The sequence below is a fragment of the Frigoribacterium sp. MCBA15_019 genome (assembly GCF_001864945.1).
Lineage (GTDB): Bacteria > Actinomycetota > Actinomycetes > Actinomycetales > Microbacteriaceae > Frigoribacterium.
Genome location: NZ_MJGS01000021.1, coordinates 67,205 through 91,587, shown reverse-complemented (window position 1 = coordinate 91,587; position 24,383 = coordinate 67,205). Strand labels below are relative to the sequence as shown.

Sequence of the window (24,383 nt, the reverse complement as noted above, 5' to 3'; positions counted from 1 at the left end):
ACGTGCCCGTGGGAGCCGACCCGCGCCTCCTGGTGGACGAGGAGGCGCTAGCTGCGGTGGGCGAAGGCGCTTTCGTAGAGGCACACCGAGGCCGCCGTCGCCAGGTTCATCGATTCGGCGTGACCGTAGATGGGCACCACCAGGGCACGGTCGGCACGCGCGAGGTCCATGTCGGTGAGACCCCGGGCCTCGTTGCCGAAGAGCCAGGCGGTCGGTTCGGCGAGCACGCCCTCGGTGCGGGCGGCGAGCAGGTCGTCTCCCTTGACGTCGGCGGCGAGCACCTGCAGGCCGACCTCACGGCACCGGTCGACGATCGCCGGCAGCTCGACGCCCACGGCCACCGGCACGTGGAACAGCGAGCCCGTCGTGGACCGCACGACCTTGGGGTTGTAGAGGTCGACGCTGCGGCCGGTCATGATGACCGCGTCGGCGCCCGCGGCGTCCGCGGCCCGGATGATGGTGCCCGCGTTGCCGGGGTCGCGGACCTCTTCGAGGATCACGATGAGCTTCGGCTCGGCAGCGAAGACGTCCTTCACCGACGTGGGGAACTGCCGGCAGACGGCGACGATGCCCTGCGGCGTGACCGTGTCGGCCATGGCCTCGAGCACCGGTTCGGTGACGAACTGGACGTCGATGCCCTCGGCGTCGGCGGCGGCCGCCACCTCGGGGTAGCGCTCGAGCGCGGTCGGGGTGCCGAAGAGCTCGACGATCAGCTCGGGCCGGAAGGCCAGGGCCTCACCGACCGACTGCGGCCCCTCGAGCAGGAACGTGCGGGTCTCGGTGCGGGCGTCGCGCTTCGAGAGCTTGGCCACCGCCCGGACTCGGGGTGAACGGGGATTGTCGAGCAGGGAGTCGTGGGGCACCCGTCCATGATGCCGCACGAGGACGGACGCCTGCCGCAGACGCACGAGACCCGACGGCGACACCGGTGCAGGTGTCGGGCCGTCGGGCCTCGAGGGTGGTGCGGGTGCGACTACGCGGCGACCTTGGGGGCCGAGGTGTCGGCGGGCAGCGCGGCCTTGGCGGTGGCGACGAGCGACGCGAACGTGGCGGGCTCGTTGACGGCCAGCTCGGCCAGGATGCGGCGGTCGACCTCGACGCCGGCCAGGGACAGACCCTGGATGAGGCGGTTGTAAGTCAGGCCGTTCGCACGCGACGCGGCGTTGATGCGCTGGATCCACAGGCGGCGGAACTCGCCCTTGCGTGCACGACGGTCACGGTACGAGTAGACGAGCGAGTGCGTGACCTGCTCTTTGGCCTTGCGGTACAGGCGCGAACGCTGACCGCGGTAACCCTCGGCACGCTCGAGGATGACGCGACGCTTCTTGGCGGCGTTGACCGCTCTCTTGACTCTTGCCATTTTCTTGTTCCTCTACGTTCGTGTCAGCGGTCAGTGACCGAGAAGCTTCTTGGCGACCTTGGCGTCAGCGGGCGCGAGCACCTGGTCCTGGTTCAGGCGAGCCTTGCGCTTGGCGCTCTTCACCTCGAGGTTGTGGCGCATGCCAGCCTGCTGCTTCATGATCTTGCCGGAACCGGTGACCTTGAAGCGCTTCTTGGCGCCGGAGTGGGTCTTCTGCTTGGGCATGTCTTACTTACTTTCTTCTGTCGGTCGGTCGGCCGGTGCATCGGCCGGGACCTCGTCGGACGTCGGGTGCTTCGGCGGCTTGTTGGCCGCCTTGCGAGCTTCTGCCTCGGCCTTGGCCTCGGACTTGTTCTTGTGCGGGCCGATGACCATGACCATGTTGCGGCCGTCGATGGTGGGCGTCGACTCGACGCTGCCCCACTCGGAGACGTCTTCGGCGAAACGCTGGAGGAGGCGGACACCCTGGTCGGGGCGCGACTGCTCGCGGCCACGGAACAGGATCATGGCCTTGACCTTGTCGCCGCCCTGGAGGAAGCCCTCGGCGCGCTTGCGCTTCGTCTCGTAGTCGTGCTTGTCGATCTTCAGGCGGAAACGGACCTCTTTGAGGATCGTGTTCGCCTGGTTGCGACGGGCTTCTTTCGCCTTCTGCGCAGCCTCGTACTTGAACTTTCCGTGATCCATGATCTTGGCCACGGGAGGCTTCGAGTTGGGGGCCACCTCGACCAGGTCGAGCTCGGCCTCTGCGGCGAGGCGCAGGGCCATGGCGATGGGAACGACGCCGATCTGCTCACCTGCGGGCCCGACGAGGCGGACCTCGGGGACGCGGATACGGTCGTTCGTACGGGGATCGCTGATGCGGAACTCCTCTGTCGTTTCTTCTGCATCTGGCGGGACCGGACGGTCTCGCCAGAGAAAGAGGAGTTTCGTGCGGGCGTCGTCTGGGAACGCATCACACTGCACCCTGGCTGCTCGATCGCCGTCTGCAGCGCCCCTCTGACGAGGGTCGACGCGGAACAGTGGTGCTGATCGAACGGGGTGCCAACAACCCGGTAACCTTGTCTAACGGTCAAGCGCGGGTGGGAGAATCTCCACTTTCGCACGGAGCAGACGCTCCGAGCCTGGACGAGTTTAGCAGAGGATCAGTTCGTGAGCCACTCCCCCGACGACGCACCTATTCCCGACGCCCGCTTCGGCGATTCGGCACCGGCCCCGTCGCCCGACACCTCACCCGCGACGGCGCGGTTCGAGGACGACCTGCGGTTCGGTGACGACGCCGCACGCGACATCGCCGACGTCAACGCGGTCGAGGTGATCAACACGGTCTGCGTCCACCTGATGAGCGCGGCCGCGGTGAAGGTCGGCCTCGCCGACGACCCGCAGCGGCAGACCGACCTCGACGAGGCCCGCAAGCTCATCACTTCGCTCGCCGGACTCGTGACCGCCAGTGCACCCGAGATCGGCGACCAGCACGCCCGTGCGCTGCGCGACGGCCTGCGATCGCTGCAACTCGCCTTCCGTGAGGCGTCGGCCATCCCCGATGCCATCGGTCAGGGCCCCGGCGAGAAGTACACCGGCCCCGTCAACTGACCGACACGTCGCGTGCCACGGGTCCGGTCAACCGCGCAGCGCGTCCACGACGACCGGCACCTCGGGCACTCCGCGGCTTCTCGAGCGGCGATCTCGTCAGCCCGGGACGACCTTGACCGACATGCTGTCGACCCGGTCGACGATCACCGGGTCGGCCGCCCAGGCCGCCTGCAGTCGCTGCAGCAGCGACTGCAGGGCGTCCCGGTCGAGGCCGGACGTCACGCCCAGCTGGACGACGATCTCGGGGGCACCGAGCCGGGCGTCTCGATAACCGGGCGCGACGACCAGGCTGACCAGCGCCTCCTCGTCGCGTGACGCGTCGAGGAACGCACGCAGGACGTCCTCGTCGTGGTGACTCGGCATCCACGGCAGGTCTTGAGCGACCGCCCAGACGGCCGGACGACGCAGACCGAACTCGGTGATCGATCCGGGGTCGATCACGATGCGGTCGGTCGACTCCGAGGCGGCCGCGAGAGCCACGCGCCGGGCCTCCACCGGCACCGGTCGGGCCGCAGGACGCCAGCGCGTCAGGGTCTCGACCGAGGTGAAGGCCGGCAACACGTCGCGGCCGTCAGGACCCGAGACCGTGACGATGGAGAGCTCTTGCGTCTTGTCGACGCGGCGACCGTGGTCGTCGAGACCCTCGTCACCTGCCACCGCGACCAGGGGCACGAGCAGACGAGCCGCACGCAGGGCGTCGACGACCTCGCTCTCGCCGAGCCGCCCCTCGCGGAACCCCAGGAGGGCGTCGAGCAGCCTCGGGTCCGCGGACCCGTCGTCGCCCGCGTGCGCCGTGTCGTGGTGGTCGAAGGTGCGCCCCATCCAGGGCCGCCCGGCGCTGTCGGCGCCGTGGCCGGGATAGTCGGGGGCGTGCCCCGGTCCGTCCGGCGCGGTCGTCATCAGTTCGACGCGACGTCGAGGGCACCGGCGAGCGTGAACGCCCCCGAGTAGAGCGCCTTGCCGACGATGGCGCCCTCGAGCCCCTGGGGCACGAGCTCGCGGAGGGCCGCGAGGTCGTCGAGGCTCGAGATGCCGCCCGACGCGATCACCGGACGCTCGGTGTGTTCCATCACCTGCCGCAGCAGGTCGACGTTGGGCCCCTGGAGCGTGCCGTCCTTCGTCACGTCGGTGACGACGTACCGCGCACAACCGGCCTCTTCCAGCCGCGCGAGGACCGTCCAGAGGTCGCCGCCCTCTTCGGTCCAGCCGCGCGCCGCCAGCGTCGTGCCACGGACGTCGAGCCCGACGGCCACCGCCTCGCCGTACTCGGCGATGACGTGGGCTGCCCACTCGGGGTTCTCGAGGGCCGCCGTGCCCAGGTTGATGCGCTTCACGCCGGTGCTCAGCGCGTCCTCGAGGGACTTGTCGTCGCGGATGCCACCGCTGAGCTCGACGTTGACGCCCTTGACCTGCTTGATGACCTTCTTGATCACGGCACGGTTGTCACCGCGCCCGAAGGCGGCGTCGAGGTCGACCAGGTGCAGCCATTCGGCGCCCTGGCTGGCCCAGTCGTCGGCTGCCGAGACCGGGTCGCCGTAGTTCGTCTCGCTGCCGGCCTCACCCTGGGTCAGGCGCACGGCCTGACCACCCGCCACGTCGACGGCGGGGAACAGGGTCAGGGCGGGGGTGGTGCAGAACTCGCTCATGTCGTCTCTCTCACGGCGCCGGGGCACCGCAGGGTCAGGAGGCGCGATCGGGTCGGTCGCGTCGGGGTCAGAGGGTGCCGAGCCAGTTCGAGAGCAACCGGATGCCCGGCTGCCCCGACTTCTCGGGGTGGAACTGCGTCGCCCAGAGCGGGCCGTTCTCGACGGCGGCGACGAAGCGGCCGCCGTGGTCGGCCCAGGTCACGTGCGGCTCGGTGAAGGGACGGATCACGTCGAGCGACCACTCTTGCGCGGCGTATGAGTGGACGAAGTAGAACCGCTCGTCGGCGACTCCGTCGAACAGCAGGCTGCCCTCGGGCACGTCGACGGTGTTCCAGCCCATGTGGGGCAGCACGTCGGCCTTCAGCTCGTCGACCACACCGGGCCACGCCCCGAGGCCACCCGTGCTGTTGCCGCGTTCGACGCCGCCCTCGAAGAAGACCTGCATGCCCACGCAGATGCCCATGACCGGACGCCCGCCGGCCAGCCGCCGGTCGATCAGCTCCCCACCGCGCACGGACTCGAGCTGACTCATGACGGCCGAGAACGCCCCGACACCGGGGACGAAGAGGCCGTCGGCCGCCTGCACCCGGGCACGGTCGGCAGTCAGCTCGACGTCGGCGCCGGCGAGCTCGAGTGCCTTGACCGCGGAGTGGACGTTGCCGCTGCCGTAGTCGAGGACGACGACGGAAGGACGGGCGCCGGTCACAGGGCACCCTTCGTCGACGGGATGCCGCTGACGCGCGGGTCGGGCTGGACGGCCTGACGGAGCGCCCGGGCGAACGCCTTGAACTCGGCCTCGGCGATGTGGTGCGGATCGCGCCCGCCCAGCACGCGGACGTGCACGGTGATGCCGGCGTGGAAGGTGATCGCCTCGAAGACGTGACGGACCATCGAGCCGGTGAAGTGCCCGCCGATGAGGTGGTACTCGAACCCCTCGGGCTCACCCGTGTGCACGAGGTACGGACGCCCCGACACGTCGACGACCGCCTGCACGAGGGCCTCGTCGAGCGGGACGAGCGCGTCACCGTAGCGCGAGATGCCGGATTTGTCGCCGAGCGCCTGCTTCAGCGCGGTGCCGAACGTGATGCCGATGTCTTCGACCGTGTGGTGCACGTCGATGTGGGTGTCGCCCGTCGCCGCGACGTCGAGGTCGATCAACGAGTGCTTCGAGAGCGCCGTCAGGAGGTGGTCGAAGAACGGGACCGACGAGTCGATCGTCGATCGGCCCGAACCGTCGAGGTCGAGGGCGAGCGTGATGCTCGACTCGCTCGTGGCACGCGAGAGGGAGGCGGTACGGGCGGCACTGGTCGTCTCGGTCACGTGGGTCACGAAGAGAGCCTAATGTCGCGGAGCGCCACGAGGAACGCGGTGGTCTCGGCCTCGGTGCCCGCACTGACCCTCAGGTGGTTCGGAATGCCGAGGTTGCGGACGATGACACCCCGCTCGAGCAGGCGCTCGAAGACGTCGGTCGGGTCGTCGACCCCTCCGAAGAGGACGAAGTTCGACCAGGTGGGCCACGGCTCGTACCCGAGTTCGGTCAACTCGTGCACGATGCGGTCACGCTGGGCCTTGATGTCGTCGACCATGGCGAGCATCTCGCTCGCGTGCGAGAGCGCCGCGACGGCCGCCGCCTGCGTCAGGGACGAGAGGTGGTACGGGAGGCGTACGAGACGCAGCGCGTCGGCCACGGCCGGGTGCGCGGCCAGGTAGCCGACCCGGGCACCGGCGAACGCGAACGCCTTGCTCATCGTGCGGGACACGACCAGCCGTTCGCGACCTGCCAGCAGGGTCAGTGCCGTCGGCTGATCGGCCGGCATGAACTCGGCGTAGGCCTCGTCGACGAAGACGATGCCGTCCGTGGCGTCGTAGGCAGCCTGGATCGTGGCGAGATCGAGGGGGGTGCCCGTGGGGTTGTTCGGTCCGCAGAAGAAGACGATGTCGGGACGGGTGCGTTCGATCTCGGAGACCGCGGTCTCGGGTGAGATGCGGAACCCCTCGTCACGGCGACCCTCGACCCATCGACTGCCGGTGCCCGTGGCGATGATCGAGTGCATCGAGTAGGTGGGAGGAAACCCCAGGACGGAGCGGCCCGGGCCGCCGAAGGCCTGGAGGAGCTGCTGGATGACCTCGTTGGAGCCGTTCGCCGCCCAGATGTTGTCTCGGGTGAGACCGTGCCCGAGGTAAGCCGCCAGCGAGTCACGCAGCGTCGTGAACTCGCGATCGGGGTACCGGTTGACGTCGAGGACCGCCCGGGCCACCGATTCGACGATGTCGCGAGCGACGTCTTCGGGAATGGGATGCGTGTTCTCGTTGACGTTGAGAGCGACCGGGACCTTCTTCTGGGGAGCGCCGTACGGCGTCAGTCCCCGGAGATCGTCACGGATGGGTAGGTCGTCGAGACTGAAGGACACCCCACCATCGTACGGGCGGGCCGACGGTGTGTCGGGTCGTTCGCCGTCGCGCAGACACGACGCCGACGGGCCGGACCGCCCACCTCGCCGGCGACGGTGCTTCAGCGAGCGTACTGAGCGGGGACGGCGAGGCTCTGACCGGCGGAGACCTCGGCGCTCGGAAGGTTGTTGAGCGAGACGAGGTCGGCGATGACGTCGCGAGGATCGGCATCGGGGTCGATCTCTGACGCGACCTGCCAGAGCGTCTCGCCACCGTCGACGGTCACGTGCTGGAACTCGGTGCGACCCGTCGTGTCGGACGCGACGGCGCCGCCTCCGTTGAGGACGAGCGCGCCTGCCACGACGACGAGCGGGACCGCCACGAGCGCGGCGACGACCGCACGACCCCGCCGGGTGATGCGCAGGCGCGTGCGCACGACTCGGGTCGAGTCGACGGGGGACGCAACTGCTGATGCTGAGGTGACGCTCATGAGGTGGTCCTTTCACCTTGGAAGACAGGGGACGAGTTCGTGCCCGGCACTCGGCCGGGAATGCCGGACACGAAGACGTGTTCCGAACATACATTCGATTGCTGACGCTTTCAACCCCTGCGATGGGTAATCCAGGTCGAAATCGATCCGGATCAGAGAGGAAGAACGCGACACACTCGAACATGTGTTTTGTCGACACCGCCTGATCGGATACGGTTTCGATCGGTGGTAGGAGTCAAACAGGGACCACCGACATCGACGGCAGGAGACCCATGAGCGACCCGAAGCGCACCCCGCAGGCGGCCCCCGACGCCCCCCGTCAGCTCGATCCCGGCGTCCTCCCCCGCAAGGAGTTGACGGCGAAGCAAGCGTCGATCCTCGCCGCGATCACCGAGAGCATCGGTCACCGCGGGTATCCCCCGAGCATGCGCGAGATCGGCGACGCCGTCGGCCTCAAGTCCCTGTCGAGCGTCACGCACCAGCTCAACCAGCTCGAACTCGCCGGCAAGATCCGCCGTGACCCGAACCGACCCCGAGCCCTCGAGGTCCTCGTGGATGCCACGGCGCCGACGGCTCCCCCGTCGACCGTCTTCACGACGAGTGACGACGGCGACACGGCTCACGTCCCCATGGTGGGACGGATCGCGGCCGGCATCCCCATCACGGCCGAGCAGCAGATCGAGGACGTGATGCCGCTGCCACGACAACTCGTCGGCAAGGGTGAACTGTTCATGCTGCGGGTGGTCGGAGACTCGATGATCGACGCGGCGATCTGCGACGGGGACTGGGTCGTCGTGCGGCAGCAGCAGGACGCCGAGAACGGTGACATCGTCGCGGCCATGCTCGACGACGAGGCGACCGTCAAGGTGTTCCGCCAGCGAGACGGCCACACCTGGCTGCTTCCCCGGAACAGCGCGTTCGAGCCCATCGTCGGCGACCACGCACAGATCGTCGGCAAGGTCGTCGCCGTCCTGCGGTCGGTCTGACGAACGCACCACCCACTTACGCGCCACCCGGCACACGACGAAGCGCCGACCACCTCGAGGTGGTCGGCGCTTCGTCGTGTGACGACCCGGGGCTCGGCGTCAGCGACCGACGCCCACGGGTGCGACATAGGGCGTGAGCCCGGCGACGTCACTCGGGTAGACCCGGGCGTGGACCCGGGTGCCTTCTTCTTCGTAGTCGGTGCTGACGATGCGTCCGGAGTCGTGCAGGTGCGAGACCACGTCGCCGCGGTCGTACGGCACCAGCAGGTCGAGCTCGATCTCGGGTTCGGGCAGCACGGCCGCGATGCGGGCGAGCAGGTCGTCGATGCCCTCACCCGTCCGAGCCGAGACGAAGACCGCCGTCGGTTCGAGACTGAGCAGGACGAGACGCTGGTCGTCGTCGACGAGGTCGCTCTTGTTGAAGACGACGATCTCGGCGATGTCGCGACCGTCGACCTCGGCGATGACGTCCCGGACGGTCGCGAGCTGAGCGGCAGGGTCGGGGTGCGACCCGTCGACGACGTGCACGATGACGTCGGATGCCTCGACCTCTTCGAGCGTCGACCGGAACGCCTCGACCAGCTGGTGAGGCAAGTTGCGCACGAATCCGACCGTGTCCGCGTACGTGAAGGGACGACCGTCCGCCGTCACGCTCTTGCGGACCGTCGCGTCGAGGGTGGCGAACAACGCGTTCTCGACCAGGACGCCCGCGCTGGTGAGCCGGTTGAGCAGGCTGGATTTGCCCGCGTTGGTGTAGCCCGCGATGGCGACCGTGGGCACCTCGTTGCGGTCGCGGTTGGCCCGCTTGGCGTCGCGGGCCGGCTTCATCTCTTTGATCTGTTTGCGGAGCCGGGCCATGCGGGTGTGGATGCGGCGCCGGTCGAGCTCGATCTTGGTTTCACCAGGCCCGCGGCTGCCCATTCCGGCACCCGCGCCTCCGACTTGCCCACCGGCCTGGCGCGACATCGACTCGCCCCAACCGCGGAGGCGCGGCAGGAGGTACTCGAGCTGGGCGAGTTCGACCTGCGCCTTGCCCTCGCGGCTCTTGGCGTGCTGGCTGAAGATGTCGAGGATCACGGCGGTGCGGTCGATGACCTTCACCTTGACGACGTCTTCGAGGGCGCGCCGCTGGCTGGGGGCCAGTTCGGTGTCGGCGATGACGGTGTCGGCACCGAGGGCGGCGACCGTCCCCCGGAGCTCTTCGGCTTTGCCCTTGCCCAGGTAGGTGCTCGGGTCGGGATTCGGTCGTCTCTGCAGCAGCCCGTCGAGGACGACGGCACCCGCCGTCTCGGCGAGGGCGGCGAGCTCACGCAGGGAGTTCTCGGCGTCGGACATCGAACCCTGCGAGTACACGCCGATGAGGACGACGTTCTCGAGGCGCAGTTGGCGGTACTCGACCTCGGTGACGTCCTGCAGTTCGGTCGAGAGGCCCGCCACGCGGCGGAGGGCCTGGCGGTCGTCGCGCTCCGACTGGTCGCCGTCGGAGCCGCCGTCGTCGTGGAGCGATCGGGTCTGGATGGCCTGGGCCGGCGAGAAGACGGTGTAACCGGAGGCCCTCTGGGCCGCACGATCGAGGACGCGCGCGACGACGTCGTCGGGCTGGTCGTTCCGCTCGGAGTCAAGCGGTGTCGTGGTGTGGTCTGTCATCGGGGTGATACTAACCCTTTCGGTGTGCGGAGAGCAGGGAACGAACCCCCTGCTGATGTTCGGTAGGTTGGCGAGCATGGCCAGCGACCACTACTTCTCACCCCAGCCCGGCAGCGCGGCCAAGCCCAGGACGATCGACGTCGTCCTCGCGGGCCGTGAGTTGACGTTGACCACGGCCGCGGGAGTGTTCAGCCCGGGTCGCGTCGACCCGGGCACGTCGGTGCTGCTGGCGGGCGCGCCGACGCCGCCGAGGGCGGGCCATCTGCTGGACGTCGGGTGCGGATGGGGCCCCATCACACTGAGCCTCGCGTTGTCGTCACCCGACGCGACGGTCTGGGCCGTCGACGTGAACGAGAGAGTGCTCGACCTCGTGCGCGCGAACGCACGCTCGATCGGCCTCGAGAACGTCAACGCCGTGACCCCCGACGATGTTCCCGCCGACCTGCGCTTCGCGACGATCTGGTCGAATCCGCCGATCCGGGTCGGAAAGGCCGAGCTGCACTCCCTGCTCGAACGGTGGCTCCCCCGACTCGACGTGGGATCGGATGCCTGGCTGGTCGTGCAGAAGAACCTGGGGGCCGACTCCCTGCAGCGCTGGATGAACGAGACCATGGCCGACGTCGTCGACGTGACCCGCGCCTCCACCAGCAAGGGGTACCGGATCTTGCGCGCCGAGCGCCTCACCGACGCCGACTGACCCGACGCCCTGTGCAGGCCTCGCCGTAGCCCCGGTCGCCGGTCGACCTCAGAGGTCGAGCACGCCGGCCTCAGAGGTCGAGCGCGCCGGTGAAGACGAGTTCGGCCGGCCCGCTGAGCGAGACGTGCTCGCCGTCGTCGTGGTGGCTGATCGAGACGCCCACGACCCCTCCGGGAACGTCGACCAACCAGCCCTCGGGCGCCGAGGCCCCAGCCCAGTACCGCGTGGCCAGGGCCGCCGCTGCCGCACCGGTGCCGCACGAGAGCGTCTCGCCGCTGCCGCGCTCGTGGACCCGCATGCGGATGCGCCCGAGCCCGTCGACCACGAGCGGATCGGCGGGAACCACGAACTCGACGTTGGCCCCGCCGGCCGGCGCCGGGTCGATGATCGGCACGTAGGTCAGGTCGAGGCCGTCCAGTTCGTCGTCGCCGGCGAGGGCCACCACCACGTGGGGGTTGCCGACCGAGATCGGCAGGCCCGGACGGGCGGCGTGCAGTGCGCGCGCCCGGACGACCGGGTCGTCGTCGCCGAGTCGCCAGGGCCCCAGGTCGACGCGGAAGCCCGTGCCGTCGCGACGCACCTCGCGAGCGCCGGCCCGCGTGCCGACGACGAGCACGTCGTCCTCGCCCAGCTGGACCAACCCCCGCTCGAGGAGGTAACGCGCGAAGACGCGGATGCCGTTGCCACACATCTCGGCCGGACTGCCGTCGGCGTTGTGGTAGTCCATGAACCACTCGGCGCGGGGCTCGGCCTCGAGCAGGGCCGCCTCGGTGGACAACGCTGCCGTACGGACCGCACGGATGACGCCGTCGCCGCCCACCCCGAAGCGCCGATCGGCCAGGGCCCGGATCATGGCGGGCGTCAGGTCGGTGCCGGCGTCGGGATCGGTGAACAGGACGAAGTCGTTGCCGGTGCCCTGCCCCTTGGTGAACTGCAGCGTGGTGGTCACCCGAGGAGTCTAGCCACGGCCTGGTCGACGGCCTGGGCGTCGCCCGAGCGAGACCACTCGACGTCGTTGTATCGCCGGAACCAGCTCGCCTGACGGCGGGCGTAGCGACGGGTGAGGGCCGCCGTGGCCTCGATCGCCTCGGTCTCGGCGAGTTCCCCCCGGATCTGGGCGACCGCCTGCGCGTAGCCGATCGCCCGGCCCGCCGTGACCCCCCGCTCGAGCCCGAGAGGAAGCAGACCCCGCACCTCGTCGACGAGACCGTCTCGCCACATCTGGTCGACGCGTCGGTCGAGACGTTCGACGAGCACGGGGCGTTCTTCCGCGACACCGAAGACGCTCGACGGGCGCCACGGCGACGACTTCTCGGGCAGGGTTCCCGAGAGAGGGCGCCCGGTGAGGTCGCCGACCTCGAGCGCCCGGACGAGACGCCGAGCGTTGGAACGACCGATCGAGGCGGCCGACGCCGGATCACGCTCGCTCAACAGGTCGTACAGGGCCCCGGGCCCCCGCTCGTCGGCGATCGCCTCGTATCGACGCCGGATCACGGGGTCGGTTCCGGGGAAACGGAAGTCGAACAACACGCTCGAGACGTAGAGGCCGGACCCGCCGACGAGGACCGCCACCGCCCCGCGGGCCACGATGCCGTCGATCAGGGCCCGAGCCTCGCGCTGGTACCACTCGACGCTCGCCTCGTCGGTGACGTCGAGGACGTCGAGGAGATGGTGTGGGATGCCTCGTCGTTCGGCGGCGGGCAGTTTCGCCGTGCCGACATCCATGCCGCGGTAGAGCTGCATGGCGTCCGCGTTGACGATCTCGACGGCCTCGCCCCGGGCGGCCAGCGCCTCGGCGAGGTCGAGCGAGAACGCCGACTTGCCCGTGCCGGTCGCCCCGACGATCGCGACCAGCACGTCAGCGGAGGTCGTCGGTCGTGCTGTAGATCGGTGTGGTCGCCACCCGCAGCGTGGGCAGCCCGAGGCTCACCCTCGCCGGCCGAGCCGAGGAGGCGCGGGTCGCGTCACCGGCGGACGGCACCCCGCACGAGGCGGCCTGCGCGGCGTCCCAGGCATCGCCCGCGCGGGTGCGACGGACCTCGTAGAGGGACCCGGGCCCGTCGACCGCATCGGCCAACAGGTAGAACGGTGCAGCGTCGGTGACCCGCACGCTGACCACATCGCCGGGGCGCGGAACGGTGCGTCCCGACGGCACTTCGAAGTGGACGAGGCGACTGTCCTCCGCACGCCCCGACAGACGGTGGGTGGAGGCGTCTTTTCGCCCCTCGTCGGTGGCCACGAGGACGTCGACGGTCCGACCGACCTGACGATGGTTCTCTTCGGCCGAGATGCGGTCCTGCAGGGCGGTCAGCCGCTCGAACCGTTCTTGCACGACGGCCTTCGGGATCTGGTCGGCCATCTCGCCCGCCGGAGTCCCGGGGCGCACGGAGTACTGGAAGGTGAACGCCGACGCGAACCGGGACCGCTCGACGACCCGGAGGGTCTCGGCGAAGTCCTCCTCGGTCTCGCCCGGGAAACCGACGATGATGTCGGTGCTGATCGCGGCCTCGGGCATGGCCACGCGCACACGGTCGATGATGCCGAGAAACTTCTCGCTGCGGTAGCTGCGCCGCATGGCTCTCAACACCCGGTCGGAACCCGACTGCAGGGGCATGTGCAACTGCGGCATGACAGCGGGCGTCTCGGCCATCGCGGCGATCACGTCGTCGGTGAAGGACGCCGGATGCGGGCTGGTGAAGCGCACCCGCTCGAGCCCGGGGATCGCACCGACGGCACGCAGCAGCTTGCCGAAGGCGAGCCGATCACCGAACTCGACGCCGTACGAGTTGACGTTCTGCCCGAGCAGCGTCACCTCGACGGCACCGTCGTCGACGAGCGCCTGCACTTCGGCCAGGACGTCACCGGGGCGGCGGTCTTTCTCCTTGCCGCGGAGCGACGGCACGATGCAGAAGGTGCAGGTGTTGTTGCAGCCGACCGAGATCGAGACCCAGCCGCTGTGGGTGGAGTCGCGCTTGGTCGGCAGCGTCGAGGGGAACACGTCGAGTGCCTCGAGGATCTCGAGCTGGGCCTCGTCGTTGTGACGCGCGCGCTCGAGGAGCGTGGGCAGGGCGCCCATGTTGTGCGTACCGAAGACCACGTCGACCCACGGCGCCTTGTCGAGGATGACGTCCTTGTCTTTCTGGGCGAGACACCCGCCGACGGCGATCTGCATGCCCTCGTGCTTCTTCTTCTGACCGGCGAGCGTCCCCAGCGTCCCGTAGAGCTTCTTGTCGGCGTTCTCGCGCACCGCACAGGTGTTGATGACGACGATGTCGGCCTCGGCTCCGTCCGCCGGTACGTAACCGGCCGCCTCGAGCGAGCCGCTGAGACGCTCGGAGTCGTGGACGTTCATCTGGCACCCGAAGGTGCGGACCTCGTACGTACGGGCCGGGCCGTCGACGGGCGAGGGGATGGGGGTGGTGGCGACCGTCGTCATGGTGACTCAGTGTAGATCGCCGCCACCCCCGGGACGGTCACTCGAAGCGGACGCCGCCGCGGCCGCTGCCACCACGGGGCAGGGCCTTCTCGATCGCACGTCGGACGACCTCGGAGCGATACCCCCGGCGCATCAGGTAACCGTTGAGACGACGTTCGGCCGTCTCGCGGTCGAGGCCGCGCAACGACCCTGCGCGTTTGCGGGCCCACTCGTCGGCACGCTCTTGCTCTTCGTCGTCGTCCGTGTCGGACAGGGCCTCGTCGATGATGGACGGGTCGATGCCCCGGGCGCGGAGTTCGGACGTGACAGCGCCCCGGCCGAGACCCTTGCGCTCTTGCTTGGACCTGATCAGGGTGGCGGCCAGTTCGGTGTCGTCGAGGAGACCGACCCGCTCGAGACGGGCGATCTCGTCGGCCACGACCGATTCGTCGAGGTCCCGGGAGAGGAGCAGCTTCTCCATCTCGTGAGACGACACTCCCCGGCGCGAGAGGGCGTGCAGGCTGACGTTCTCGGCGCGTCGCTGCTGCGCTTCGAGGTCTTCGGGCCCGTCGTCGGGTTGGTCGTCGAATCCGGTCGCCTTGGGCCGGCCGGCTGCCCCCGCGCGAGAACCTCGGGCGGACGGATGGTCGCCCTCTGAGGCCGTGGATGTCGCACCGCCAGCCCAATGAGAACTGATGGCCGTCAGGACGGCCTCGGCATCGTTCGTCTGATGGGAAGCCTGGCCATCGGTCGTCGCCTCGGGAACCGAGGAACCGCTCATCGCGCCGAAGAGAGGCGTGACGGGGGCGAGCCGCCCGGTGTCGACACCGTCATCAGACGGACCCGACACCGGGGCGTCGTCGTCGCGCGAGGTCATGCGCCCTTTCGAGCGGCGATCTTCGCCTCGATCGATTCGACGGGTGCCTCGACGGGCTTGGCACCACCGACTCCGAGCTTGGCGAGGATCTTCTGCTCGATCTCTTGCGCGATGGCGGCGTTCTTGATGAGGAAGTTGCGCGAGTTCTCTTTGCCCTGGCCGAGTTGGTCGCCGTCGTAGGTGTACCAGGCACCCGACTTGCGGACGATGCCGTGCTCGACACCGAAGTCGATCAGGCTGCCCTCGCGCGAGATGCCCACGCCGTAGAGGATGTCGAACTCGGCCTGCTTGAAGGGCGGCGCCATCTTGTTCTTGACGACCTTGACGCGGGTGCGGTTGCCGACCGCGTCGGTACCGTCTTTCAGCGTCTCGATGCGCCGGATGTCGAGGCGGACGGACGCATAGAACTTGAGCGCCTTGCCACCTGCCGTCGTCTCGGGGCTGCCGAAGAAGACACCGATCTTCTCGCGCAGCTGGTTGATGAAGATCATGGTGGTGCCGGTCTGGCTGAGCCCACCGGTCAACTTGCGCAGCGCCTGAGACATGAGTCGAGCCTGCAGGCCGACGTGCGAGTCACCCATCTCGCCCTCGATCTCGGCACGCGGAACGAGGGCGGCGACCGAGTCGATGACGACGAGGTCGATCGACCCCGAGCGGACGAGCATGTCGGCGATCTCGAGCGCCTGCTCGCCGGTGTCGGGCTGCGACACCAGCAGGGCGTCGATGTCGACGCCGAGCTTCTTGGCGTACTCGGGGTCGAGAGCGTGCTCGGCGTCGATGAAGGCCGCGATGCCGCCGTTGCGCTGGGCGTTGGCGATGGCGTGCAGGGTCAGGGTCGTCTTACCCGACGACTCGGGACCGTAGATCTCGACGATGCGGCCGCGGGGGATGCCACCGATGCCGAGAGCGACGTCGAGGGCGATCGAGCCGGTCGGGATTACCGCCACGGGAGCACGCTCGTCGCTGCCGAGGCGCATGACGGCGCCCTTGCCGAACTGTCGGTCGATCTGGGCGAGAGCCGTCTCGAGGGCCTTCTCGCGGTTTTCGGCTGAGGGCATGTCGTTCTCCTTCGTGGTGGTCGTCCGTGCGCCTGTAGGCTGTCGCGTCGACGTCGACCGGTGGTGCAGGGTCGTCGTCGCTACGACAAGGCTGGTGTCGCCGGCATGTGCCGGTGACGCGGGACGTCGATGCGAGAAACGCTACGGGCCACCCCCGACATCGCGGTGGCGGTGACGGCCCGACGTGCAGAACTTGTTCGTCGACGTCCTTGTGGAGGACGCTACCATCCGTCCGAACACGTGTTCGACCCATCACTCCCGGCGTGTCGAACACACGCCCGAGAGAGCAGCACCTCAGCTGGTCCGTTCGGGCAACCCGACACCGTACCGACGGGACACCGGGACGCCCTCGGCCTCGCAGAGCGCGAGCCACACGTCGCGGGGCGATTCTCCCTGGGCGATCGCCTCATCGGCGGTCCGGTCACCGAGCGACTGGATGACGAGATCCCGGGTGATCACTCGTCCGTAGGCGTCTCCGAACTCGTCCTCGACGGCTCGGGCGAACTCGCTCTTGCGCATCAGACGAGCGTACCCCCGACGACGAACGCCCCCGGCGTGAGCCGGGGGCGTTCGGAGGGACGTCGGGCGGTCAGCGGACCGCGAGGTCGGAATCGAACTCGGCGACGAGGTCGTCCGGCAGGGTGTCGGGGATCGGATTGAGCCCCTCGATGACTGCCATGCGGTCGCCGACCTCGCGCATGATCACCGAGATGGGGGTCTCGAGGGCGTCGGCCACGGAGGCAAGGATCTCTGAGCTCGCCTCTTTCTGACCCCGCTCGACCTCGCTGAGGTAACCGAGGGCGACGCTGGCCTTGCTCGCGACCTGGCGGAGCGTGCGGCCCTTCTGCAGACGGAAGTCGCGAAGGACGTCGCCGATTTCTTGACGTACCAGGACCATGGGGACCCTCCTTCGGGGACGACCCATCTGACGGGATGGTTTCAGATGGGGGACGACGGGTGGTGCTCGGACCGACTGACCACGACTGTAGCCATCGGGGACTGTGCACCTGTTGTGAACTCTGGAGATGTAACGAGACCGAAACGCCCGCTATTCCCTCGTCTCGACCAGCCATCGGTCGAGTACTGCCAGGGATTCGGAGACCGTGGCGTTTCGGATGGCCTGTCGGTCGCCCGTGAGCGAGAGCGAGAAGACGCGGACGTCGCCGGGCACGGCCAGACCGACGAAGACCGTACCGGGTTCGTGCCCGCCCTGGGGATCGGGGCCGGCGACGCCGGTGGTCGCGAGGCCGATGTCGGCCGGGTGCCCGTCGATCGCCAGTCGGTCACGGATCCCGGTGGCCATGGAGGCGGCGACGTCGGGATGCACGGGCCCGTGTCGCGCCAGCAGTTCAGCGTCGACCCCGAGCAACGTGTGCTTGAGCTCGGTCTGGTAGGCGACCACCCCACCACGGACGACGGCCGAGGCACCGGGCACGGACACGAGTTCGGAGACCAGGGCACCGCCGGTGAGGGACTCGGCGACGGCGACCGTCAGACGCCTGCGCGTCAGCGCGGCGACGAGGTCGGCGGCCAGCGTCACGCGCCCGCCTTGCCGTGCTTGAGCGCCACGCGCATGTAGTCGGCCCCGGAGACGAGGGTGGCGACCGTGGCCGCTGTCATGAGCACACCGTTGACCCAGTGCATCCCCTCGCCGACGACGTTCCAGAGGGGGAAGAGCGCCAGGGTCACCGCGACCGCTTGCAGCACCGTCTTGATCTTGCCGCCGCGGGACGCCGGGATCACCCGATCACGCAGGACGGCGAAGCGGTAGACGGTGATGCCGATCTCACGGACGAGGATGAGCGCGGTGACCCACCACGGCAGCTCGCCGAGGATGGTGAGCGAGACGAGCGCTCCGCCGATCAGCACCTTGTCGGCGATCGGATCGACGATCTTGCCGAAGTCGGTCACGAGGTCGAGGCCACGGGCCAGCATGCCGTCGAGGCTGTCGGTCAGGATCGCCACGACGAACAACGCAGCGGCCCAGACACGGAGCGAACCGTCCGCCCCGTCGTCGATCAGCAACCACGCGATGAACAACGGGGCCATGAGGATGCGGACGACCGTGATGACGTTGGCGATGTTGCCGGTGCTGGCCGGCCCGGGCCCTTTCGACGCCACGCGTCCGCGGAACGAGAAGGCCGAGCGCGGGGAGGTCGGGCGGGAGCCGTCGTCGTGGCTCATGGTCTACTCCCTGCCCGTCAGGTGCCAGGCGTCTTCGCTTCCGGCGTCGTCGTCTTCCGCGTACCCACGGGTCATGGCCTCGACGGGGTCGCCGTCGTAGTCACCGGCGTCGGCCCGCGTCGCGGAGGCAGAACCCGAGGAGGCGCGACCGGCGCCGGTCTCGGAGACCGTGTCTCCGCCGCGCAGCTTCGCCAGCACACCGGGAAGCTGCTCGGTCGTGACGAGCACGTCGCGAGCCTTCGACCCTTCGGACGGCCCGACGATGTCCCGCGATTCCATGAGGTCCATGAGACGGCCGGCCTTGGCGAAGCCGACCCGGAGCTTGCGCTGGAGCATCGAGGTCGAACCGAACTGCGTGCTGACGACGAGTTCGGCGGCCGCGAGGAGCAGCTCGAGGTCGTCACCGATGTCGCCGTCGATCTCGCGCTTCTCGACCACCGCGGCGACGTCGGGGCGGTAGTCGGGACGAGCTTGGCGGGTGACGTGGGCGACGACCTGGGCGATCTCGTTCTCTTGCACCCAGGCGCCCTGCACGCGCATGGCCTTGGAGGCACCCATGGGCAGGAACAGCCCGTCGCCCTGACCGATGAGCTTGTCGGCTCCGGGCTGGTCGAGGATGACCCGCGAGTCGGTGACGCTCGAGACGGCGAAGGCGAAACGCGAGGGGACGTTGGCCTTGATGAGACCGGTCACGACGTCGACCGAAGGACGTTGTGTCGCGAGGACCAGGTGGATTCCCGAGGCGCGCGCGAGCTGGGTGATGCGGACGATGCTGTCCTCGACGTCGCGCGGAGCGACCATCATGAGGTCGGCCAACTCGTCGACCACCACGAGGAGGTAGGGATAGGGCTTGAGCTTGCGTTGACTGCCGGCCGGGAGGACTATCTCTCCGCCGACGACGGCACGGTTGAAGTCGTCGATGTGGCGGAAGCCGAAGCTGGCCAGGTCGTCGTACCTCATGTCCATCTCTTTGACCACCCACTGCAGGGCCTCGGCGGCCTTCTTGGGGTTCGTGATGATGGGCGTGATCAGATGCGGTACGCCGGCGTAGATCGAGAGTTCGACCCGCTTCGGGTCGATCAACACCATGCGCACGTCGGTCGGCTTGGCCCGCATCAGCAGCGACGTGATCATCGAGTTGATGAAGCTCGACTTGCCCGAACCGGTGGCTCCGGCGACGAGGAGGTGGGGCATCTTGGCCAGGTTGGCCACGACGTAGCCGCCCTCGACGTCTTTGCCGACGCCGATGGTCAGCGGGTGGACGCTCTTGCTCGCCGTCGAGGACCGCAGGACGTCGCCGAGCGCGACGATCTCTTTGTCGGTGTTGGGGATCTCGACGCCGATGGCGCTCTTGCCGGGGATGGGCGACAGGATGCGGACCTCGTTGGAGGCCACCGCGTAGGCCAGGTTCTTGGTCAGGGCGGTGACCCGCTCGACCTTGACGCCGGGGCCGAGTTCGATCTCGTAGCGCGTGACGGTCGGACCGCGCTTGAGGCCGGTCACCTTGGCGTCGACGTTGAACTGGTCGAGCACCTGGCTGATGGCGGCCACGATCGCGTCGTTGGCCTCGCTGCGCGCCTTGGCGGGCTCACCGACCGACAGGCTCGAGGCGGCGGGGAGACGGTAGGGGGCGCTCTCGGCACCGTCGTCCACCTCGTCGAGCGAGGGCGGGGCTGCCTCGTCGGGATCGACCGCGAGGAAGTCGGCGGCGGCGTCGCTCTCGCCGACGGGTTCGGTCGGCACCACCGGGAGGACCGTCGTCGACGCGGTCGCCTGGACGGGCGGGACGTCGAACCCCTGGGCGCGGACGGCGTCCTCGGCTCGATCGAGGTCACCGAGGAGGTCGGCCGAGAAGACGTCGGTCGGAGCCGTCGGTGGGGCGGCGGCCCCGGCGGCACCGGCCGCCGCCGCACCGCCCGCCTCGTCGGGGCTCGGTTCGAACGCCGGCTTCTTGCGACGACGCCGCCCGAGCGTCTCGGTGGCAGAGGTCTCTTCCGCTTTCACGAGCGGGGTGTCGTACGCCGGGTCGTCCTCGCGCTGGTCCTTGTTACGCCGCCACCAGGGCAGCGACTCGGACTCGGCCAGGTCGACGAGGTCGGCATCACCGTCGGCCCCGGCCGCCCCTGAGGTCGTCTCACCGAAGAGGTAGGAGTACAGCTCGCCGAGACGACGGTGGATGCGGTTCGGCGGGGTCTTGGTGATGATGAGCAGCGAGAACGCCAGCAGGATGACGACCAGAGGAACCGCGACCCATTCGGTGGCGAGAGCGACGAGCCACGACGCGACGACCCAGCCCAGCACGCCTCCACCCGTGGCGAGGGCGCGGAGCCCTGCCGCGGCTTCGGGTTGCCCGCCGAAGATGTGACACAGCGCGCTGATCGAGACGATCGAGAGGCCGAGCCCGATGCCGATGCGGGTGTTGTCGTGCACGGACGCCGGGTGCCGGAAGAGCCAACCCGCGAAGAGGATCATGATGACCGGCAGGGCGTAGGCGACGCGTCCCACGAGCCCGCCGAACGTGTACGCGTCGAATCCGATCGCGACGGGGCTGGTCGGGTTCAGCCACTCGACGACCGCCCCGGCGATCGCGAGCAGGACGAGCAGGAACGGCACGCCGTCTCGTCGCTCGTCTTTCGCCAAGGACTCCTTGCCGAGGAGCCGGAACGCACCGCCGGTCAGGTGTGCGAGCCCCATCCACGCCGCCACGAACGGCCCGGGGCCCTCGCGGACCGGGTCGGGCTGGCGGGGTGCGGGCAGCTTCTTGGTCGCCTTCGTGGCGCCGGAGGTCTGCGACGCTCGCGACGACGAACGCGCGCGCGCAGTCGACTTGGTGGGCGTGGCCATGGGCTCAAAGGTACCTCTCAGCACCGACAGCGGCCGGAGGTGCTCCGGTGTGTGTCAGTAGCGGATGGCGTCGATGACCTTCACACGGATCGCCACGAGAGCCGGGAGCAGACCGGCCACCGCCCCGATCGCCGTGGCCGACGCCAGACCGATCAGGGCCGCCTCGACGGGGAACGGGGGGAGGTCGCTGACGGCGCCCTGGGCGATGAAACCCTGGACCGTCGGGTTCTCGACGACGAGGACGGCCAGCATCACGCCCACGACGCCCGCCACAACCGTGCCGACGACGCTCTCGAGCATGACCGAGAAGAAGACCCGGGGAGCCGTGGCGCCGAAGGACCGACGCACGCCGATCTCGCGGATGCGCTGCCGGACGGTCACGAGCGCGATGTTGACGAGGCCGAGACCGCCGAGCAGCAACACCAGCACGCCGACCCCCGTGATGATCGACTTGATCGGACCGAACGGGTCGGCGTCGCCGCCCGCGGCGTAGTCCTGCCGCGAGACGTCGACCTGCACGTCGTCGCCGAGGGTGGCCCCCAGGTCGGACGCCACCTGGGCGCTCAGCGCGTCGCTGGTCTCAGGCGGCAGCCACATCTCGTACTGGGGGGTCTCGACGCCGTAGCTCGCCAGGGCGAGGTCGTAGTCGGGTATCGGCAGCAGGTACATCTGCGGGCCGTCGTACTCGGACGAGGCCGAGACGCCGGTGACGACGAGCGTGACGGAGTCGGCCCCCCGGACGAGCAAGGTCGGATGGGACGACAACGGCGGGGAGCCCAGCTGCCGCCAGAGCACCTCGTTGACGATGACGGGCGGCGCGAGACGGGACGCGTCGGCGTCGGTGAACCACGAACCGTCGGTCATGACGACCCGGTGCATCTCGCCGTAGGGGACGTCGACGGTGACGGCCGCGACCTCCGTGACCCCGTCCGGCAACTGGACGGCGCGGTTGCCGTAGACGACGCGACTGGTCTGCTCGATCCCGTAGCGTGCTGTCGTCGTGGCGAACGCGTCCTCGATCGCCTCGGTGCTCGGTGAGGTGGTGCCGTTCGAATACGCGTTGACGTAGTAGTTCGCGGGGCGCCCGCCGAACCGCTCGGCGCTCTCGCGCGACGACTGCTCGGCGAGCCCACCGAGGGCGACCACGCCGGTCAGGGCCGCGACGGCGACGGCCACCCCGATCAGGCTGAGCAGCACGCGCAGCTTGTTGACGCGGAGTTCGGCCCAGGCCTCGGCGAAGGCCCCCACCACGTCGGCAACCGCGCGCTTCACGCGTCGACCTCGTCCCGGAGGGGCGACGTCGACGCGTCGGGTGACGACATCGGTCTCGGCGTCCCGAGGGCCCCGTCGATCGACGCCGAGAGGACGCCGGTGTCGAGCTGGTAGTGCCTCGAGGCCCGGGCGGCGACCGCGAGGTCGTGGGTGATCGTCACGAGGGCGGCCTCGTTCTCGGTCGCGATGGCGTCGAGCAGCGTCATCACGCCCGCGCCGGTCTCGACGTCGAGCGCACCGGTGGGTTCGTCGGCGAGGATGACGCGCGGCCGGCGGACGAGCGATCGGGCGATCGCCACGCGCTGCTGTTCGCCGCCCGACAGGCGGTGGGGCATCGAGTCGGCCCGGTGACCGAGGCCGACGCGCTCGAGCATCTCGCCCGCGATGGACCGGCGACGCCAGAACTCGGCACCCGACGAGTAGAGCAGCGGGGTCATGACGTTCTCGAGCGCCGTGCGCCCCTGCAGCAGGTTGAACTGCTGGAAGATGAACCCGACCTGGGCGCCTCTCAGCCGATCGCGCCGACCGCGCCGGATCGAGCGCACGTCGACGTCGTCGAACCAGTGCGTCCCCGTCGTGGGCTCGTCGATGAGCCCGAGGATGTTGAGCAACGTCGACTTGCCCGACCCCGAGCGCCCCACGATGCTGACGTGCTCGCCCGCGTCCACCTCGAGGTCGACGCCCGTGAGGATGTCCAGGGTCCGGTCGTCGGCGAGGGGCACCGTCTTGGTGACCGCCTCGAGCCTGATGAGGGCCATCAGCTGCAGAGGTCCGCGCCCGTGGCGGGATCGACGCAGTCACCCTGCGGCGCCGCAGCGGCGCCCGGGACGAACTCGAGCACCAGGTCGCCCTCGGCCAGGCCGCCGGTGACCTCGACGATCGTTCCGTCGTTGATGCCGAGCGTGACGTCGCGCTTCTCGGCGGAACCGTCCGCCCCGACGACCGAGACGACGCCCTTTCCGGCCGCGCCCTCGACGGCCGTGAGGGGCACGGTGAGGACGTCGGTGGCGACGCCGGCCGGGATGGTCAGCTCGGCGGCGAGTCCGCTGAAGACGGTGACGTCGCCCGGGACGACGCAGGAGACGCTCTGGCCCGACGAGTCCCCGGTCGACGTGGAGGCGTCACCGCCGTCGTCCGACCCGGTGGACGACGAGGTGCTCCCCCCGACGGTGAGCGCCGTGCACGGGAACGGCGCCGGCCCCCCGGTGATGGCGACGGACCCCTCGGCCGGCCGACTGACGAGACGGTACAGCTGGTCCGCGGCGAGGGACCCCGTCACGTGGAACGTGGGAGGCGCGACCTGCGCGATCGCGTCACCCACGACGACCGTCTGGTCCTTGATCACGGCGACCGACGTGATCGTCCCGGCCACCGGAGCCGTGATGACGGCCGTCTTGACGATCGGCTTGCGCTCGGTCACGGTGCCGTCGGCGGCCACGAGGGGCTCTTGCGGCGTCTCGGACCGGAGCGTGGCGAGCCGGTCGCCCGCGGCGACCGCCTGCCCCTTCACGACGTCGACGCCTGTGACCGTGCCCGCGAGCGTCGCGGGCACAGGGGCCGCCGGGTCGGCGACCACGGTCGCGTCGACCACCACGTCGTTGGTGATGGTGCCGACGGCCACCGCGATCTGCGGTTCGACGAGCTCGCCGGTGGGGACGGCCACGGTGTCGTCACCGGTGGCCGGGGCCGCGAAGAACGCGAGCTTGACGAGTGCCGCCGCGATGGCGACGAAGATCAGGATGCGCAGGATCGGGAAGACCCAGACTTTGGCGATGCGCACGGCTACCCCCGGTCGATGTGCTGACGTGTCAGACGTCACCGTAGCGAGGCCCGAGACGTCGCCGCCTCACCCCTGAGGATGACCGGGAGCCTGAGATCTCTTCTTCGGGGACCGGGGGCGGTCGACCGCCCCGGGGACGACGACGG

27 protein-coding genes are annotated in these 24,383 nt (G+C 69.5%); 3 read left to right on the top strand and 24 right to left on the bottom strand.

The window, feature by feature from the left end; translation table 11 throughout:
* Nucleotides 1-47 precede the first annotated feature (47 nt).
* The 4 genes from BIV04_RS15265 to infC form a co-directional block, all read right to left on the bottom strand.
* Nucleotides 48-848 carry an RNA methyltransferase gene (locus BIV04_RS15265; RefSeq protein WP_071257385.1) on the bottom strand — a complete coding sequence of 267 codons (801 nt, stop codon included), beginning with the start codon at nt 846-848 and terminating at the stop codon, nt 48-50.
* A gap of 125 nt (nt 849-973) precedes the next feature.
* A complete protein-coding gene (gene rplT, locus BIV04_RS15260; RefSeq protein WP_043596706.1) occupies nt 974-1,360 on the bottom strand; it encodes a 50S ribosomal protein L20 in 387 nt (128 codons plus the stop codon).
* A 30-nt stretch (nt 1,361-1,390) separates the two neighbouring features.
* Nucleotides 1,391-1,585 carry a 50S ribosomal protein L35 gene (rpmI, locus tag BIV04_RS15255; protein ID WP_043596704.1) on the bottom strand — a complete coding sequence of 65 codons (195 nt, stop codon included), beginning with the start codon at nt 1,583-1,585 and terminating at the stop codon, nt 1,391-1,393.
* A 3-nt stretch (nt 1,586-1,588) separates the two neighbouring features.
* Complete coding sequence (infC, locus tag BIV04_RS15250) at nt 1,589-2,218, bottom strand: translation initiation factor IF-3 (protein WP_082383600.1); 630 nt, start codon at nt 2,216-2,218, stop codon at nt 1,589-1,591.
* 291 nt (nt 2,219-2,509) lie between these two features.
* Between infC and BIV04_RS15245 the strand changes: the two genes are divergently transcribed.
* On the top strand, nt 2,510-2,950 hold the full coding sequence (locus tag BIV04_RS15245; RefSeq protein ID WP_369825331.1) for a DUF1844 domain-containing protein: 441 nt from the start codon (nt 2,510-2,512) through the stop codon (nt 2,948-2,950).
* 96 nt (nt 2,951-3,046) lie between these two features.
* Here BIV04_RS15245 and BIV04_RS15240 read toward each other — a convergent pair whose 3' ends face one another.
* The 6 genes from BIV04_RS15240 to BIV04_RS15215 all read right to left on the bottom strand — a co-directional run bounded on the left by BIV04_RS15240 (nt 3,047) and on the right by BIV04_RS15215 (nt 7,477).
* Nucleotides 3,047-3,850, bottom strand: coding sequence for an SseB family protein (locus BIV04_RS15240; RefSeq protein WP_071257333.1), 804 nt, complete (start codon nt 3,848-3,850; stop codon nt 3,047-3,049).
* A complete protein-coding gene (gene priA / locus BIV04_RS15235; RefSeq protein ID WP_071257331.1) occupies nt 3,850-4,596 on the bottom strand; it encodes a bifunctional 1-(5-phosphoribosyl)-5-((5-phosphoribosylamino)methylideneamino)imidazole-4-carboxamide isomerase/phosphoribosylanthranilate isomerase PriA in 747 nt (248 codons plus the stop codon). Before priA ends, BIV04_RS15240 begins: the two co-directional genes overlap by 1 nt.
* A 67-nt stretch (nt 4,597-4,663) precedes the next feature.
* Complete coding sequence (gene hisH, locus BIV04_RS15230) at nt 4,664-5,302, bottom strand: imidazole glycerol phosphate synthase subunit HisH (protein ID WP_071257329.1); 639 nt, start codon at nt 5,300-5,302, stop codon at nt 4,664-4,666.
* On the bottom strand, nt 5,299-5,916 hold the full coding sequence (hisB, locus tag BIV04_RS15225; RefSeq protein WP_055977124.1) for an imidazoleglycerol-phosphate dehydratase HisB: 618 nt from the start codon (nt 5,914-5,916) through the stop codon (nt 5,299-5,301). The genes hisH and hisB overlap by 4 nt, the downstream gene beginning before the upstream one ends.
* A gap of 5 nt (nt 5,917-5,921) precedes the next feature.
* Nucleotides 5,922-7,007, bottom strand: a complete 1,086-nt coding sequence (locus BIV04_RS15220; RefSeq protein ID WP_071257326.1) for a histidinol-phosphate transaminase — start codon at nt 7,005-7,007, stop codon at nt 5,922-5,924.
* A gap of 101 nt (nt 7,008-7,108) precedes the next feature.
* On the bottom strand, nt 7,109-7,477 hold the full coding sequence (locus BIV04_RS15215; RefSeq protein WP_055973419.1) for a LysM peptidoglycan-binding domain-containing protein: 369 nt from the start codon (nt 7,475-7,477) through the stop codon (nt 7,109-7,111).
* 272 nt (nt 7,478-7,749) lie between these two features.
* On the opposite strand from BIV04_RS15215, the gene lexA reads away from it, so the two are divergent.
* Entirely contained in the window at nt 7,750-8,463 is a 714-nt protein-coding gene (lexA, locus tag BIV04_RS15210) for a transcriptional repressor LexA (protein WP_071257323.1), read from the top strand.
* Between the two features lie 99 nt (nt 8,464-8,562).
* Here the strand turns inward: lexA and hflX are convergent, their stop codons facing one another.
* Complete coding sequence (gene hflX, locus BIV04_RS15205) at nt 8,563-10,110, bottom strand: GTPase HflX (protein ID WP_071257319.1); 1,548 nt, start codon at nt 10,108-10,110, stop codon at nt 8,563-8,565.
* A gap of 76 nt (nt 10,111-10,186) precedes the next feature.
* On the opposite strand from hflX, the gene BIV04_RS15200 reads away from it, so the two are divergent.
* Entirely contained in the window at nt 10,187-10,807 is a 621-nt protein-coding gene (locus tag BIV04_RS15200) for a class I SAM-dependent methyltransferase (RefSeq protein WP_071257316.1), read from the top strand.
* A 70-nt stretch (nt 10,808-10,877) separates the two neighbouring features.
* On the opposite strand, the gene dapF is transcribed toward BIV04_RS15200, so the two are convergent.
* The 13 genes from dapF to BIV04_RS15135 form a co-directional block, all read right to left on the bottom strand.
* On the bottom strand, nt 10,878-11,756 hold the full coding sequence (dapF, locus tag BIV04_RS15195) for a diaminopimelate epimerase (RefSeq protein WP_071257313.1): 879 nt from the start codon (nt 11,754-11,756) through the stop codon (nt 10,878-10,880).
* Entirely contained in the window at nt 11,753-12,664 is a 912-nt protein-coding gene (gene miaA / locus BIV04_RS15190; RefSeq protein ID WP_071257310.1) for a tRNA (adenosine(37)-N6)-dimethylallyltransferase MiaA, read from the bottom strand. Before miaA ends, dapF begins: the two co-directional genes overlap by 4 nt.
* 1 nt (nt 12,665) lies before the next feature.
* A complete protein-coding gene (gene miaB, locus BIV04_RS15185; protein WP_071257307.1) occupies nt 12,666-14,243 on the bottom strand; it encodes a tRNA (N6-isopentenyl adenosine(37)-C2)-methylthiotransferase MiaB in 1,578 nt (525 codons plus the stop codon).
* A gap of 37 nt (nt 14,244-14,280) precedes the next feature.
* A complete protein-coding gene (locus BIV04_RS15180) occupies nt 14,281-15,099 on the bottom strand; it encodes a regulatory protein RecX (protein WP_071257304.1) in 819 nt (272 codons plus the stop codon).
* Nucleotides 15,096-16,157 carry a recombinase RecA gene (gene recA / locus BIV04_RS15175; RefSeq protein ID WP_043596683.1) on the bottom strand — a complete coding sequence of 354 codons (1,062 nt, stop codon included), beginning with the start codon at nt 16,155-16,157 and terminating at the stop codon, nt 15,096-15,098. Before recA ends, BIV04_RS15180 begins: the two co-directional genes overlap by 4 nt.
* A gap of 294 nt (nt 16,158-16,451) precedes the next feature.
* Nucleotides 16,452-16,676: a DUF3046 domain-containing protein gene (locus BIV04_RS15170; protein ID WP_071257301.1), complete on the bottom strand. Its 225-nt coding sequence runs from the start codon at nt 16,674-16,676 to the stop codon at nt 16,452-16,454.
* A gap of 70 nt (nt 16,677-16,746) precedes the next feature.
* Nucleotides 16,747-17,055, bottom strand: a complete 309-nt coding sequence (locus BIV04_RS15165) for a helix-turn-helix domain-containing protein (protein ID WP_043596680.1) — start codon at nt 17,053-17,055, stop codon at nt 16,747-16,749.
* Nucleotides 17,056-17,205: 150 nt separating this feature from the next.
* Nucleotides 17,206-17,697 (bottom strand): CinA family protein, encoded by a 492-nt coding sequence (locus BIV04_RS15160; protein WP_071257298.1) that lies wholly within the window; start codon nt 17,695-17,697, stop codon nt 17,206-17,208.
* The gene (gene pgsA, locus BIV04_RS15155) at nt 17,694-18,341 is read right to left on the bottom strand and encodes a CDP-diacylglycerol--glycerol-3-phosphate 3-phosphatidyltransferase (protein ID WP_071257295.1); all 648 of its coding nucleotides are present in this window, start codon (nt 18,339-18,341) and stop codon (nt 17,694-17,696) included. The genes BIV04_RS15160 and pgsA overlap by 4 nt, the downstream gene beginning before the upstream one ends.
* A gap of 3 nt (nt 18,342-18,344) precedes the next feature.
* Complete coding sequence (locus BIV04_RS15150) at nt 18,345-21,185, bottom strand: DNA translocase FtsK (RefSeq protein WP_071257292.1); 2,841 nt, start codon at nt 21,183-21,185, stop codon at nt 18,345-18,347.
* A gap of 54 nt (nt 21,186-21,239) precedes the next feature.
* Entirely contained in the window at nt 21,240-22,457 is a 1,218-nt protein-coding gene (locus BIV04_RS15145; RefSeq protein WP_083396519.1) for an ABC transporter permease, read from the bottom strand.
* Nucleotides 22,454-23,215, bottom strand: coding sequence for an ABC transporter ATP-binding protein (locus BIV04_RS15140; RefSeq protein ID WP_071257289.1), 762 nt, complete (start codon nt 23,213-23,215; stop codon nt 22,454-22,456). The genes BIV04_RS15145 and BIV04_RS15140 overlap by 4 nt, the downstream gene beginning before the upstream one ends.
* On the bottom strand, nt 23,215-24,237 hold the full coding sequence (locus tag BIV04_RS15135) for a hypothetical protein (protein ID WP_071257286.1): 1,023 nt from the start codon (nt 24,235-24,237) through the stop codon (nt 23,215-23,217). The genes BIV04_RS15140 and BIV04_RS15135 overlap by 1 nt, the downstream gene beginning before the upstream one ends.
* Between the last annotated feature and the right edge of the window lie 146 nt (nt 24,238-24,383).